A 14,394-nucleotide genomic window follows, 5' to 3' on the forward strand; every position below is an offset into this window, starting at 1 on the left:
ATCGCGATGGCAAGCCGAATTCAATCCCTTCGCCAGACCGGGCTGCTGGCATTGGTGTCATTGCTGCTGGCCGGGTGCGGCGGCGGTTCGGGTTCGACCGGCTCGACCGGCTCGTCTTCGAGCCCCTCGACCGATACCGGGACCCCTGGAAACAATCCCGCCGCAGTCGCGCCCAGTGCGCCTCCGCCCGTCATCAAGGTGCTGTCCGGGCGCGCGGATCTGGTGAGCGGCGGCAACGCCCTGATTGAACTGGATCTGCCGCAAGGCGCGAACGCGCAGAACATCTATGTATCGCTGAACGGCATCGACGAGCGCAAGGCGTTCGCCTATGACGCTTCCGGTAGCTACATCGGGCTCGTGACCGGCCTGTCGCCGGGGTCAAACACCTTATCGGTATCCGGACCGGGTTTGACGACGGCGCAACAGACCCTCATCGATCACCCCCTGGGGGGGCCGATATTCTCCGGGCCCCAGATTCAGCCTTGGCCCTGCCAGCCGGGAGCGACCGACGCCCAGTGCAACCAGGCGCCCATCTATAGCTGGCTATATCTGTCGACCAATCCGTCACTGCAAGGGCTTCAGCCCTATGACCCGGGCCGGCCACCCCACGATGTCGCCACCGTCACGACCGAGCAGGGCGTGACGGTGCCGTTCATCGTCCGGGTGGAAACGGGCTATCAGGACCGCAGCCAGTATCAGATCGCGACGCTTTACCAACCGGCGCTGGCGTGGACCGCGATCAGCCCCCAGCCGCAATTCAATCGCACGCTGTATATCACGCACGGCAGTCTATGCGGGATCTTCTTCGGTGAGTCTGCCAATCCGTCGGTCGTCACTGACGGCTCTTCCGCCGCCAATGACACTGTGCTTTACGCGCTGGGGAAAGGATTCGCCGTGCTGAGCACCGCACTGGCCAATAGCGCCGTCGATTGCAATGTCGCCATTCAGGCTGAATCTCTCATCATGGCCAAGGAATATTTCATCAAGAACTATGGCCGCTTGCGCTACACCATCGGGATGGGCGTGTCTGGCGGCTCGCTGGCCGAGCAATGGGTTCAAAATGCCTATCCCGGCGTGTATCAGGCGTTGCTGGCGTCCGCCGCCTTCCCTGATGCCTGGGGATCCGCCGCGCAAATGGCGGATAACCACCTGTTGCTGAGCTACTTCGGCCAGTACGGCGTCAGCGCCGGCGGGATTGCCTGGAGCCCGCAGGCCCAGCAGGCCGTCTACGGGGATATCGGCAGCCCGTGGGGCGCGCAGGGCATCGCAGCGGCAGCCTCCGCACTGAGCGGTGTGCCGACAGCGCTCCCTTCTACGCTGCTCGGCTTGATCGGAAGCAACCTGATTCCTGCGAACGTCGATCAGAATATCTACTTGACGGATCTTGCGTTTTTCTCTGCCGTCTATCCAAATGGCGCCTCTGCTTCGCCAACCGCCGTCGGTTCATGCCCGGGGATCAAAAACCCTGCCATCATCTTCAACGCGGACACCAACCCCAGCGGCGTTCGATGCGGCATCACCGATTGGGCCGTCAACATCTTCGGCCTGCGTGCGCAAGGCGTCTGGTCGGCAACCGAACAAGCGCTGGGTCACGGTTTCGCGGGCCGTCCGTACGACAACGTCGGGGTGCAATACGGATTGAACGCGCTTCAGAACGGGGCGATATCGCTGGCGCAGTTTCTCGATCTCAACCAGAACGTCGGCGCCCTGGACATCAATGGCGTTCCCACTGCGACGCGCGTGATGGCGGACGAGCCTGCGCTCCAGAATGTCTATCGGGCCGGCATGATCAACGAAGCCAATCACCTCGACGCCACGCCGATCGTGGATTGCCTCGGCCCCAACCCGGCTGGGCACGACACCTCGCGCACGTTCGCGCTTCGAGCGCGCCTGGATCACGCGTTCGGCAATCACGTCAATCATGTGATCTTCGGCGGCCCCGCCTATATGTCGGGCGACACGACCTGCTTCCTGAAAGCGTTCAAGACGCTGGAAACCTGGCTGAACAACATCGAGGCCGACGCCAGTGCGCTATCGCTCGCGCAGAAAGTGTCGGCGGACAAGCCCGCGAACGCTGTAGACAGTTGCTTCGATTCAAGCGGCAACCTTCAGCCCGGGCTGTGCAGCAACAGCGTCATACCGGTCTATCAGACGCCGCGCATCGTGGCGGGGCAGTCCGTTGCGATGGATGTCAACAAGTGCGAGCGCAAACCGCTGAACCGGTCGGACAATTACGGTCCGATTCCATTCAGCGATCAGCAGTGGGCCCAGATGCAGGCGATATTCCCTGCCGGAGTCTGCGATTTCTCTCAGCCCGGCGTCGATCAGACCGGGGCCGTTCCGTGGATGACGTACCAGAACCCGGACGGATCGGTGATCTACGGCGGCCAGGCAATGCCTCCCGCTGCACGGAACTGGAGCGTCGGCTGGGCCAGCCCGGCATTCGCTCAGTCTCTGTATCAATAATGAATTCTGCCGGTATGCAAACCGGCGTCACATTTGGAGACTCTCCAGAACCTTGCAATCTCTCGAGATGTCTTCTTTCATTAATGATTCACCTGTTCACCGTGATTAACAGATTTGAATGACTCGTGTATTAATTGATTCGGATTCACTGCCAGCCTTTTCCGAACGAGAGCAGTTTGATCAAGCATGAGTTGGCCGGCCGCCGTAGACTCGCGGTTGCGCGGGGCCGCTGAGCCGTCGCGCCTGCGGGCGGCGCATTTATTGCTGCGTCGCTCCCTGTTGATCTGCCAATTCGAATCAAACAATTCCAACGGAGCACGTGGCAATGAACTGGACGCGCGAACAGAGAAACGTAACGATCGCCGCTTATCTGGGCTGGACACTCGACGCATTCGATTTCTTCCTGATGGTTTTCGTATTGAAAGACATCGCCGCCGAATTCAATACGAAAATCCCCGACGTCGCATTCGCCATTACGTTGACGCTGGCCATGCGCCCGCTCGGCGCGCTGATATTCGGACGCCTCGCCGACAAGTTCGGCCGCCGTCCAACGCTGATGATCAATATCGCAATCTATTCGATGCTGGAGCTTCTCTCCGGCCTCTCCCCCAACCTGATGACGCTGCTGATCCTGCGCGCGCTGTTCGGCATCGCGATGGGCGGCGAATGGGGCGTCGGTTCCGCGCTGACGATGGAAACCGTGCCGCCTTCCGCGCGCGGCTTCGTGTCCGGCCTGCTGCAGGCGGGCTATCCCAGCGGCTACCTGCTGGCCTCGATTGTTTTCGGGGTGCTGTATCAGTTTGTCGGCTGGCGCGGCATGTTCTTCGTCGGCGTGATTCCCGCCCTGCTCGTGCTTTACATCCGCGCGCATGTTCCCGAGTCCCCCGCGTGGCGCGCGATGGAGAAGCGCCCGCGCCCGAGCCTCATTGCCACGCTCAAGCGGAACTGGACATTGTCGCTCTATGCAATCGTGCTGATGACCGCGTTCAACTTCTTCTCGCACGGCACGCAGGATCTCTATCCGACCTTCCTGCGCGAACAACATCATTTCGATCCGCACACCGTGTCGGTCATCACCATCGTGCTCAACATCGGCGCGATTGTCGGCGGGTTGTTCTTCGGGTCGCTGTCCGAGAAGATCGGGCGGCGTCTGGCGATCTTCATCGCCGCGCTGATCGCGTTGCCGGTGCTGTACCTCTGGGCGTTCTCGACGACACCGGTCATGCTGGCGATCGGCGCGTTCCTCATGCAGATCTCCGTGCAGGGCGCGTGGGGCGTGATTCCCGTGCATTTGAACGAAATCTCCCCCGACGAGATTCGCGCAACCTTCCCCGGACTCGTCTACCAGCTCGGCAACCTGCTGGCCGCCGTCAATGCGACGATGCAGGCTGAGATCGCGACATCGCACGGCAACAACTACGGCATGGCCATGGCGATTGTCGCGGGCGTGGTCGCGGTGGTGATCGCGGGGCTCATCTTCTTCAGCCGTGAACGCAGGGGTATCGACATGACGCGATCAGCGGAGAGCGCGGGCGCCGGCAGCTAGACGCTGTGCGCAACGCGCGACCGTAAAGGCGCGCGGACCGCATCCGCGCACCGCGCCCGCCCTCCCACCACTGCTATGCCTTGATCTCGCCCTTGAGCGCGAGCATCCGCAGGCTCTCGAACGCGCTGGCGTCCGGCGGATGGCCGGCGCATGCCTCCCGCTCGCGTCGCAGGCGATTCAGGATGCGCTCGGGCACGCCGAGTTCGTGGCAGATCGCAGCCGGCGGGATGGCCTGCTCCAGACAGACCAGACCGATGAACCTCCCGACGGACGTCAGGCGTCCGCCAGGATCCCGATACAACGAGAAGCCGCTGTCGCAGCCGGCGGCCTGGATTGTCGCGATCAGCGATTCGTCCAGCGGCACGCGCAGGTAGCGGCATGCACCGTTCATCCCGAAGAAAATATAGAGCACATAGCCCTGCATGCAGGCCCAGTCCGGAAACGTGGCTTCAACCGGAACAGCGCCTATGTTTAGCCTCTCCAAGTGATCCAGATTATTCGAGTTCAACTATGCTCCTCCAACCACGTGCACGTGCAGGTGGTCGCAACTAGAAGCACTCCGAGTTGTGACTGGCTGTGGTGAACTCCGGCAAGATGAACCCACAGCGCCCTTTTGATCCCCGCTCCGCGCGGGGATCGATATCGACCGGTGGCACACCGGCCTTCCAGACCATGCGCAGGACCGAACCCACCCGCCCATTCTTGCTCGCCCGGTCCCAACTCGAAACGCGAAATTTCCCCATTTTGAGTTTTTCAGAGTTATCGCAGCTGGAGCGGCATAGCTCCCGATCAAGCCTCTGCCTGACCGCTGGCCTCCAGGCCGTTCATCTGTTTAGAGGCACGCATCAAGACGTACGGCACATGACGTGCTGCGTCAATGACATGGACAGCCTCGCGCTCGAGGCTTCGGGTCTGGGAGGCCGTGATGCTGGCTCTGTACGTCGTCATCTTCCTGCTGCTTGCCGGCGCGCTGGCGTTCTGCCGGGCACCCGCGCTTGCGTGGCTCGCGGCACTCGCACTCTGGGTCGGCGCGGGCCCCTTGACCGGCGTGACGGGAATGGCGGCAGCGGCATTGCTGGCCATCGTCTTCGTGCTGCCCGCAGTGCTGCTGGCGATCCGCCCGCTGCGCCGCGCGTTGCTCAGCCGGCGCGTGTTCGCCCTGTTCCGCCGCATCCTGCCGGAGATGTCCTCGACCGAGCGCGACGCCATCGAAGCCGGCACGGTCTGGTGGGACGCCGAGCTGTTCTCCGGACGCCCGCACTGGGATGCGTTGCTCGCGCACGGCGCGCCGACGCTCACGCCGGAGGAACGCAGCTTCATCGACAACGAATGCGCGCGGCTGTGCGAGCTCGCCAACGACTGGGACACCACAGCGGTCTGGCAGGACCTGTCGCCGCAGGCATGGCGCTACGTGAAGGAGCAAGGCTTCCTCGGCATGATCATTCCGAAGCGCTACGGCGGAAAGGCCTTCTCGGCGTATGCGCATTCGCAGGTCATCATGAAGCTGTCGACGCACTCATCGGCGGCCGCCGTCTCCGTGATGGTCCCGAACTCGCTCGGTCCCGCCGAACTGCTGCTGCACTACGGCACCGAGGAACAGAAGAACCACTATCTGCCGCGGCTCGCGCGCGGCGAAGAGATTCCTTGCTTCGCGCTGACGAGCCCCTACGCCGGCTCCGATGCAGCCGCGATTCCCGATGTCGGCATCGTGTGCCGCGGGCTGCACGAAGGACGCGAGACGCTCGGTTTCCGCGTCACCTGGAACAAGCGCTACATCACGTTAGGCCCGATCGCCACCGTGCTCGGCCTCGCGTTCCGCGCGCTCGACCCGGAGCATCTGCTCGGTCCCGACGACGCGCCCGGCATCACCTGCGCGCTGATCCCGACGCGTCATCCGGGCGTGCATATCGGCCGGCGCCACTGGCCGTTGAACGCGGTCTTCCAGAACGGCCCGAACTGGGGCACCGACGTCTTCATCCCCCTCGACTGGGTCATCGGCGGCCGCGCGCAAGTGGGCCGCGGCTGGCGCATGTTGATGGAGTGCCTGGCCGCGGGCCGGGCGATCTCGCTGCCGTCGTCGAATGTCGGCATGGCCAAGCTCGCGGTGCGCGGCACCGGCGCGTACGCAGCGGCGCGGCGCCAGTTCCGCACGCCGGTTGGACGCTTCGAGGGCATCCAGGAAGCGCTCGGCCGCATGGGCGGCAATCTCTACGTCATGGACGCCGCGCGCCGCCTGTCGGCGCAGGCGGTGGATCTCGGCGAAAAACCGTCGGTCATCTCCGCGATCGCGAAATTCCACATCACCGAGCGCGCCCGCAAGGTCATCAACGACGGCATGGACGTCGTCGCGGGCAAGGGCATCTGCATGGGGCCGTCGAACTTCCTGGCGCGCGCCTACCAGCAGATGCCGATCTCGATCACCGTCGAAGGCGCGAACATCCTGACGCGCTGCCTGATCATCTTCGGCCAGGGGGCGATCCGCTGCCATCCCTACGTGCTCAAGGAAATGGCCGCGGCGCGCGAGGCCGATCACGCACGTGCGCTGCACGCGTTCGACGACGCCTTCATCGGCCACGCGAGCTTCCTCGCGTCCAACGCGCTGCGCAGTCTGGTGTACGCGTGCGGCGGCGGCGCGCTGATCCGCCGGCCGGCGCGTGCCGATGCGCGTCTCGCGCCGTACTATCGCGCGGCGACCCGGCTGTCGACCGCCTTCGCGTTGTGCGCCGATGTCTCCATGCTCGTGCTGGGCGGCGAACTGAAGCGGCGCGAGCGTCTGTCCGCGCGGCTGGGCGACATCCTGTCGCAACTCTATCTCGTCTCCGCGACGCTCAAGCGTTTCGAGGACGAGGGCCGTCAGGAAAGCGACCTGCCGCTGGTGCGCTGGGGCGTCGAGGACGCGCTGCATCAGGCGTGCATGGCGTTCGACGGCCTGCTCGCCAACACGCCCAACCGCCCGGCTGCCGTGTTGCTGCGTACGCTGGCGTTCCCGTTCGGCCTGCCGCACGGACCCTGCGCCGATGCCCTCGGCAACGAAGTCGCGCGCCTGCTGCAAACGCCGGGCGAGGCGCGCGAGCGGCTGGTCGCGGGTGCGCACGTTTCGCCGAATGAGCACGATCCGATCGCGCGCGGCGAGAAACTGCTGGCGCTGACGCCCGCTGTCGCCGCCCTCGAAACCCGTCTGCGAGATGCCGTGAAAGCCGGCCAGATTGCCTCGCTGCCGCAGAGCCCGGACGCCGTCGAGGAGTGGGCGCGGAACACCGAGGCGCGCGGCCTCATCGATGCGGGCGAGCGGCGTCTGCTGGCCGAATGGGCCGTCCATGCGCGCGAAGCCGTGAAAGTCGATGATTTTTCCGCAGACTTCGGTATCCTCGAAGCATTGCAGAAACGTCGCGAGGCGCTCGAACAGCAGGCGCCCGAGACGATCGCCTGAACTGCGGCCCGTGCCCGTCGATCCTGGAGACCTCCTCCGCGCCGCCCGACGACCGAACGCCAATCGATGAAAGACCGCTACCTCGACTTCGTCAATTCGCCTTTCGGCACGAGCATTGCCCGCTCGCTCGGGCTGCCGCGTCCCTCCATGCTGCGCCGCCTCCGCCCCGGTGAGCCCGAATTCCACGGCCTCGCTGCAATTGGCGCGGGGCCGTCGCCCGCTCTCTTCGACGCCCTGATGAACGTGCTCGCCGCGCTCGGCATGACGGGCGTCGCGCACGCTAGCGCGGCCGGCTGGCTGCCGGTCGCCGCACGCCACGGCGCGATGAGCGGACGCTTCGAGCCGCGCCCAAGCGGCGCGCACGACAATGACCGCGTGCAGGCCCTGATCTTCGACGCGACCGGCATCGAGGACAGCGGTCAGCTTCACGCGCCGTATGCCTTCTTCCACGACGCGCTGCGCTCGCTTGCGAGAAGCGGACGTATCGTCGTGCTGGGGCGGCCGCCCGGGACCTGCGCGAGCGTCGCCGCCGCCACCGCGCAACATGCGCTGGAAGGCCTGGTGCGCTCGCTCGGCAAGGAGGCGCGCAACGGCATCACGTCGAACCTGCTGCGCGTGGCCGAAGGTGCGGACCTCGAAGCCGCGCTGCGCTTCTTTCTCTCGCCGCGCTCTGCTTATGTGTCGGGACAGGTGGTCACGCTCGAGACATCGTCCAACCCTTCCGTCGCACCTGTCGACTGGAGCCAACCGCTTGCGGGCCGGCGCGCGCTGGTGACGGGCGCGGCGCGCGGCATCGGCGCGGCGATCGCGGCGGTGCTGGCCGGACATGGCGCGATCGTCACCGGGCTCGATGTCGAAGCCGCCCGCGACGCGCTCGACCAGACCATGCTGTCGATCGAGGACGCATCGCCCTCGGGCGGCGCCCATGCGGCGCTCATCGAGGACATCGCCGCGCCCGAAGCGCCCGAGGCCATCGCCGCCGCGCTGCGGGCAGCGGGCGGCATCGATATCGTCGTGCACAACGCGGGCATCACGCGCGACAAGACCATTGCGCGCATGAGCGCGGAACTGTGGGACAGCGTGATCGACATCAACCTGCTGGCGCAGGCGCGCATCGACGAGGCGCTGCTCGCCGGGAACGTCCTGCAGCACGGCGGACGCATCGTCGCGGTGTCGTCGATCAGCGGCATCGCGGGCAATCGCGGCCAGACCAACTACGCGACCTCGAAAGCCGGCGTGATCGGCCGCGTGCATGCGCTGGCGCCGCACCTTCGCGCGCGCGGCATCACGATCAACGCCGTGGCGCCGGGCTTCATCGAAACGCACATGACCGCGCGCATGCCGTTCGGCGTGCGCGAGGCGGGCCGGCGGCTCAACTCGATGGGCCAAGGCGGCCTGCCCGTCGATGTCGCCGAGACCGTCGCCTGGCTCGCGAGCCCGGGCAGCGCGGGCATCACGGGCAACGTGGTGCGCGTGTGCGGCCAGAGCCTGATCGGCGCGTGAGGAGCCCGCCCGCCATGCACGCACCGACCCTGCCGCGCGCCCGCACCGTCGTCGTCGAGACTTTGCCGCCGCCCGCCCGGCTCTACGGCCGCGCGCTGCCGGGGTTGTTCCGGCGCGGCCACGCGCCGCAACTGCCCGCCATCCGGCTGGTGCGGCCCGACGTCAAGCTCGACCCCGAGGCCATCGGCCGTTATGCGCGCGTCTGCGGCTTCATTCCCGAGCAGGGCGTGCCGCTCACCTTTCCGCACGTGCTGGCGTTTCCGCTGCATCTGATGATGCTGACCGATCCGTCGTTTCCGTGGTCCGCGCTCGGCGTCGTGCATCTCTCGAATCGCGTGCACCTGCGCCGTCCGCTGATGGCGGGACAGGCGCTGCGCATCGAAGTCGAATGCGGGCCGCTGATGCCGCATCAGAAAGGTCAGGCCTTCACGCTGCACACACGCATTTTCCGGCGCGGCGAAGCCGTCTGGGATGGCGACAGCGTCTACCTGAAGCGCGGCGCGCGTAGCGCGAGCGCCCCTGATGCGCCGGATGCGGTCGCGGCAGTCGCCCGCCCGCTGCTTGCACGCGAGGCGCGCTGGCAACTGCCGCCGCAACTGGGCCGCGACTACGCGAAAGCATCCGGCGACTTCAATCCGATCCATCTGCACATGCTGACGGCGAAGGCGTTCGGCTTTCCGCGCGCGATCGCGCACGGCATGTGGACGCTGGCGCGCACGCTCGCGGCGTTGCATCCGGTCAAGGCGCTGGCGGCCGGCCACGCGCACGGCGATTTCAAGACGCCGCTGTACCTGCCCGGCGAAGCGACGCTGTGGAGCGCGGCGCCCTCGTCCGTCGCACGCGATTTCGAAGTGCGCGATATCGCAGGCGACGTTCCGCACCTGCGCGGCCACTTCGAATGGGAGCTGCCATGAATGCCGTGCGCCGTGTCGCGATCATCGGCAGCAACCGGATTCCGTTTGCGCGCGCGAACACGGCGTATGCGAACGCGTCGAATCAGGACATGCTGAGCTTCGCGCTGCAAGGGCTCGTCGATCGCTTCGACCTGCACGGCATGCGCGCCGGCGAAGTCGCCGCGGGTGCCGTCGTCAAGCATTCGCGCGACTTCAACCTGACGCGCGAGGCAGCGCTCTCGACCACGCTCGCGCGGGAAACGCCCGCCTACGACGTGCAGCAGGCCTGCGGCACCGGCCTCGAAACGGCGATCCTGGTCGCCAACAAGATCGCCCTCGGGCAGATCGAGATGGGCATCGCGGGCGGTGTCGATACGGCCTCCGACGCGCCCATCGCCGTGAACGAACGGATGCGGCGGATCCTGCTCGAAGCGCATCGCGGGCGTTCGGCGGCACAGCGCGTCGGCGCACTCGCGAAGCTTCGGCCCGGCATGTTCTTCAAGCCGCAATTGCCGCGCAACGCGGAGCCGCGCACCGGACTCTCGATGGGCGAGCACTGCGAGCTGATGGCCAAGCGCTGGAAGATTTCGCGCGAGGCCCAGGACGCGCTCGCACTGGAAAGCCACATGAAGCTGGCCGCTGCCTATGCGCGCGGATTCTTCAACGACCTGATGACGCCCTACAAGGGACTCACGCAGGACAACACGCTGCGGCCCGACCTGTCGGCCGACCGGCTCGCGCAACTGAAGCCTGTCTTCGACCGCGACGCCGGCACGCTCACCGCGGGCAATTCGACGCCGCTCACCGACGGCGCCTCGGCGGTGCTGCTCGCGTCCGAGCAATGGGCCGCGGAGCGCGGGCTGCCGGTGCAGGCGTTCCTGAGCTTTTCGGCGACGGCGGCCGTCGATTTCTTCGACCAGCGCGAAGGCCTGCTGATGGCGCCCGCCTACGCAGTGCCGACGATGCTGGCGCGCGCCGGCCTCACGCTGCAGGACTTCGACTTCTACGAGATTCACGAAGCCTTCGCCGCGCAAGTGCTGTCTACGCTCGCCGCATGGGAAGACGACGAATACTGCCGCACCGCGCTGGGCCTGGACGGCCCGCTGGGCGCGCTTCCGCGCGAGCGTCTCAACGTAAACGGCGGCTCGCTTGCGACCGGCCATCCGTTCGCGGCGACGGGCGGACGCATCGTGGGCACGCTCGCGAAGATGCTGGCCCACGCGCCGCCGCGTGCCGATGGCCAGCCGCTGCGCGGCCTGATCTCGATTTGCGCCGCGGGCGGCCAGGGCATCGTGGCGATACTGGAGCGTTGAGCGGCACGCAGCAGAAGCACCAGCAGCAGCAAAAATAAAAGGCGCGGCGGGTCAGGCGCGCCAACGGAGACACGCATGAGCCCGGGACACGCAGGGCCGCGCGCGGCGTTCGAGCCGCACGCGACGGACGGCATCTGGTACGCGTCGTATCCGCCGGACGTGGCGCGCGAGATCGATTCCGAACGCTATCGCTCGCTCGCGCATTTCTTCGACGACTGCGTCGCGCGCTTTCGCGATCACATCGCCTTCGTGAGCCTCGGCTCCGAGATGAGCTTCGCGACCCTCGGCGCGCACGCGCATGCGTTCGCGTCGTATCTGCAAGGCATCGGCGTGAAGCCCGGCGATCGCGTCGCGCTGATGATGCCCAATACCCTCGCCTATCCCGTCACGCTCTTCGGCACGCTGCTCGCGGGCGCAATCGTCGTCAACGTCAATCCGCTCTATACCGTGCGCGAGCTCGGTCATCAACTGAAGGACAGCGGCGCGCAAACGGTCGTCGTGTTCGAGAACTTCGCGAAGACCGTGCAGGACGCGCAGCCGGGGACGCGCGTGCGCAATGTCGTCGTGACCGGCATCGGCGATCTGCTCGGCGGCGGCCTCAATCTCAAGGGCCGCGTGCTCGATCTCATCCTCCGGCATGTCAGGAAACAGGTGCCCGCCTACGTCCTGCCCGATGCCGTGCGCCTGCCGCAGGCGCTCGCGCGCGGCACGCGGCGCCGCTTCGAACCCGTGCGCGTGGGTCTCGGCGACATCGCGTTCATCCAGTACACGGGCGGCACCACCGGCACCGCGAAGGGCGCGATGCTCACGCATCGCAACGTGATCGCCAACCTGCTGCAGGCACTTGGCTGGGCGCGCAGCCGGCTCGTCGACGGGAGCGAGATCGTCGTCACGCCCTTGCCGCTCTATCACATCTATTCGCTGACGGTGAACGCGCTGACCTTCCTCGCAATCGGCGCGCGCAACGTGCTGATTGTCAATCCGCGCGACCTGCATGCGCTGATGCGCGCGCTGCGGCACGAAGACTTCACGGCCATTACCGCGCTCAATACGCTCTACAGCGCGCTGCTCGACAACGACGAGTTTCGCCGCCGTGACTTCTCCTCGCTCAAGCTCGCGATGGCCGGCGGCATGGCAACGCAGCGCACCGTAGCCACGCGCTTCAAGGAACTGACGGGACAGACGCTCATCGAAGGCTATGGCCTGACCGAATGCGCGCCGCTCGTCTGCGCCACGCCGCTCGATGCGCACGGCAGTCATGCATTCGACGGCACCATCGGGCTGCCGGTGGCCTCCACGCTCGTGCGTCTGCGCCGCGAGGATGGCGCGTGGGCCGCAGTCGACGAACCGGGCGAGCTCTGCGTGCATGGCCCGCAGGTGATGAAAGGCTACTGGAACCGGCCGGAAGACACCGCGAAAGTCGTCGACGCCGACGGCTGGCTCGCCACCGGCGATATCGGCGTGATGGATGCGCGCGGCTTCATCCGTCTCATCGACCGCAAGAAGGACATGATGATCGTGTCGGGCTTCAACGTGTATCCGAACGAGATCGAGGACGTGCTCGCCGCGCATCCGAAGGTGCGCGCGGTGGCGGCGGTCGGCGTGCCGGACCCGGTGACCGGCGAACGCGTGAAGGTGTTCGTCGTGAAGCGCGATGCATCGCTGACGATGGAAGAACTGGTGAAGTTCGCCCGTTTACACCTGACCGGCTACAAGGTGCCCGCCTTCGTCGAGTTCCGCGACGCGCTGCCGCAGACGACCATCGGCAAGGTGTTGCGGCGCGAATTGCGCGAAAGCAACGCACCGACGAACCCGCCGGACTGATCATCGGAGAGAAGCTGATGCCGCACACGCGACGCCGTGGCGCTTCGACCTTGCGAAACGCCTGCGCCGCGCTTCAGGCGTGTGCGATTTTCGCGGGCGCAACCGTGCCCTCGCTTGCCTATGCCCAACTGCCTGAGGCGCCGCCAGTTGCGTCCGCCGCGCTGCCCGCGAATCTCGACGCAGCCGCGCAAGCACAGTGGCTCGCGCAGGCGGCATCGACCGGCGCACTCGCGAGGCTCAACGATGCCCAGCTCGTCGCGTTGTTCCGCGCGCTCGATCCGGGCGCGCTGCCGCGCTATCTGGAGCAAGACTTGAGCGCCTTCGCGTCCTACGAGTTCACGATGGTGCGGCGCGAGCGCATCAAGGGCGTGTGGCCGAAGCGCGCCGATCACATGCTCGTGCGGGTGACGCGCGAACCGTTGCGCATCTACGCGCGCTGGCTGCCCGACGGCGCGCACGCGGGCCAGGAAATCATCTATGACGACTCGAAACGTCCCGACCAGCTCTACGGCCATCTGGGCGGCTTCCTGGGCGTGCTGCCGATCTGGACTTCGGTGAACGGCGCGCTCGCGCGTTCGCAGTCGAACCATTCGATCCGCGAACTGGGCGTCGAGGCGATCACCCGGCGTTTCATCGACGAGGGGCAGCGCTTTGCGGAAGCGGGCATCACGCAGCCGGCGGATATCGAAGTGAAGACCGTGCGCGGCGTGCGCGTGGTGGCGCTCACCTACGAAACGCCGACCGGTCAGCCGGCGTTCTATGCGAAAAAGGAAGTGCTCGGCCTCGATCTCGAGCGCCCGTTCTTCCGCTCGCTCGAATCCTTCGACAACGACGGCGAAATTTTTGAAAGCGTGGTGTTCGAGCGCGTCGAGCCCATGACGTTCGACGACCTCACGTTCGACCCGAAAAACCCCGACTATCGCTTCTGAGCGCGACGCTTGCGAGGCGGCGCAATGTTCGCGCGAGACGTGACATTCACTGTAACAACTGCGGCGGTCATGGAGCGCGATTTTTAAGTCTCGCCTAAGTGTCGGCCGATAACCTGCGCGCATTCCATCGACATCAAAGCACGCGCTACACCCCGGTATCGCCAGGGCCAAGGCGCCGCACATCGTCATGCACACTTGAGGAAATACAATGAACTTCGTCCGTCCGGCTTCGGCTCCCGTGCGAGCCATCAAGCGGCTCCTCAGCCATCACGAAATCGCCACGCTGCTCCTGCTGCTGCACGCGCCCATCGATGTCATGGCGGCCACGCCCGATGTCGCCTCGCTGCAGGAATACGGCTATGTCGAGATCGTGTCGCCGGACGCGAGCGGTCCCAAGGTGCGCCTGACCGAAAACGGCAACGCTGTCCTGCGCGGCCTGGGCGTCAAGTAAGCCCGTTGTATCAGGGACGCGAAGGCCCCGTCATGCGAA

Annotated in this window: 10 protein-coding genes; 9 read left to right on the forward strand and 1 reads right to left on the reverse strand. The window is 66.1% G+C overall.

Annotated elements, in window-relative coordinates; genetic code table 11:
• Positions 1-6: 6 nt before the first annotated feature.
• Positions 7-2,466 carry a DUF6351 family protein gene (locus QCE64_RS08055; RefSeq protein ID WP_310003359.1) on the forward strand — a complete coding sequence of 820 codons (2,460 nt, stop codon included), beginning with the start codon at positions 7-9 and terminating at the stop codon, positions 2,464-2,466.
• Between the two features lie 319 nt (positions 2,467-2,785).
• Entirely contained in the window at positions 2,786-4,012 is a 1,227-nt protein-coding gene (locus QCE64_RS08060) for an MFS transporter (RefSeq protein ID WP_309916702.1), read from the forward strand.
• A 73-nt stretch (positions 4,013-4,085) separates the two neighbouring features.
• On the opposite strand, the gene QCE64_RS08065 is transcribed toward QCE64_RS08060, so the two are convergent.
• Entirely contained in the window at positions 4,086-4,436 is a 351-nt protein-coding gene (locus QCE64_RS08065) for a hypothetical protein (RefSeq protein WP_309916705.1), read from the reverse strand.
• A gap of 501 nt (positions 4,437-4,937) precedes the next feature.
• On the opposite strand from QCE64_RS08065, the gene QCE64_RS08070 reads away from it, so the two are divergent.
• The 7 genes from QCE64_RS08070 (at position 4,938) to QCE64_RS08100 (ending at position 14,355) form a co-directional block, all read left to right on the forward strand.
• Complete coding sequence (locus QCE64_RS08070; RefSeq protein WP_404987311.1) at positions 4,938-7,442, forward strand: acyl-CoA dehydrogenase; 2,505 nt, start codon at positions 4,938-4,940, stop codon at positions 7,440-7,442.
• A gap of 66 nt (positions 7,443-7,508) precedes the next feature.
• Positions 7,509-8,945 carry a 3-oxoacyl-ACP reductase gene (locus QCE64_RS08075; RefSeq protein WP_310003361.1) on the forward strand — a complete coding sequence of 479 codons (1,437 nt, stop codon included), beginning with the start codon at positions 7,509-7,511 and terminating at the stop codon, positions 8,943-8,945.
• 14 nt (positions 8,946-8,959) lie between these two features.
• Positions 8,960-9,859: a MaoC/PaaZ C-terminal domain-containing protein gene (locus QCE64_RS08080; protein WP_310003364.1), complete on the forward strand. Its 900-nt coding sequence runs from the start codon at positions 8,960-8,962 to the stop codon at positions 9,857-9,859.
• Positions 9,856-11,151 carry an acetyl-CoA C-acetyltransferase gene (locus QCE64_RS08085; protein WP_310003367.1) on the forward strand — a complete coding sequence of 432 codons (1,296 nt, stop codon included), beginning with the start codon at positions 9,856-9,858 and terminating at the stop codon, positions 11,149-11,151. The genes QCE64_RS08080 and QCE64_RS08085 overlap by 4 nt, the downstream gene beginning before the upstream one ends.
• Before the next feature lie 75 nt (positions 11,152-11,226).
• Complete coding sequence (locus tag QCE64_RS08090) at positions 11,227-12,975, forward strand: AMP-binding protein (RefSeq protein WP_310003369.1); 1,749 nt, start codon at positions 11,227-11,229, stop codon at positions 12,973-12,975.
• A gap of 17 nt (positions 12,976-12,992) precedes the next feature.
• Positions 12,993-13,904 carry a DUF1571 domain-containing protein gene (locus QCE64_RS08095; protein ID WP_310003371.1) on the forward strand — a complete coding sequence of 304 codons (912 nt, stop codon included), beginning with the start codon at positions 12,993-12,995 and terminating at the stop codon, positions 13,902-13,904.
• 208 nt (positions 13,905-14,112) lie between these two features.
• A complete protein-coding gene (locus QCE64_RS08100; protein ID WP_309916724.1) occupies positions 14,113-14,355 on the forward strand; it encodes a hypothetical protein in 243 nt (80 codons plus the stop codon).
• Positions 14,356-14,394 lie beyond the last annotated feature (39 nt).

The organism is Caballeronia sp. LZ043, assembly GCF_031451075.1.
Taxonomy (GTDB): Bacteria; Pseudomonadota; Gammaproteobacteria; order Burkholderiales; family Burkholderiaceae; genus Caballeronia.

Bases quoted from the DNA above. Each gene is read 5' to 3' on its own strand.
- QCE64_RS08065 (WP_309916705.1), bottom strand. From the start codon at position 4,436: ATGCAGGGCTATGTGCTCTATATTTTCTTCGGGATGAACGGTGCATGC.
- QCE64_RS08100 (WP_309916724.1), top strand. From the start codon at position 14,113: ATGAACTTCGTCCGTCCGGCTTCGGCTCCCGTGCGAGCCATCAAGCGG.
- QCE64_RS08070 (WP_404987311.1), top strand. From the start codon at position 4,938: ATGCTGGCTCTGTACGTCGTCATCTTCCTGCTGCTTGCCGGCGCGCTG.
- QCE64_RS08055 (WP_310003359.1), top strand. From the start codon at position 7: ATGGCAAGCCGAATTCAATCCCTTCGCCAGACCGGGCTGCTGGCATTG.
- QCE64_RS08075 (WP_310003361.1), top strand. From the start codon at position 7,509: ATGAAAGACCGCTACCTCGACTTCGTCAATTCGCCTTTCGGCACGAGC.
- QCE64_RS08095 (WP_310003371.1), top strand. From the start codon at position 12,993: ATGCCGCACACGCGACGCCGTGGCGCTTCGACCTTGCGAAACGCCTGC.
- QCE64_RS08085 (WP_310003367.1), top strand. From the start codon at position 9,856: ATGAATGCCGTGCGCCGTGTCGCGATCATCGGCAGCAACCGGATTCCG.
- QCE64_RS08090 (WP_310003369.1), top strand. From the start codon at position 11,227: ATGAGCCCGGGACACGCAGGGCCGCGCGCGGCGTTCGAGCCGCACGCG.
- QCE64_RS08080 (WP_310003364.1), top strand. From the start codon at position 8,960: ATGCACGCACCGACCCTGCCGCGCGCCCGCACCGTCGTCGTCGAGACT.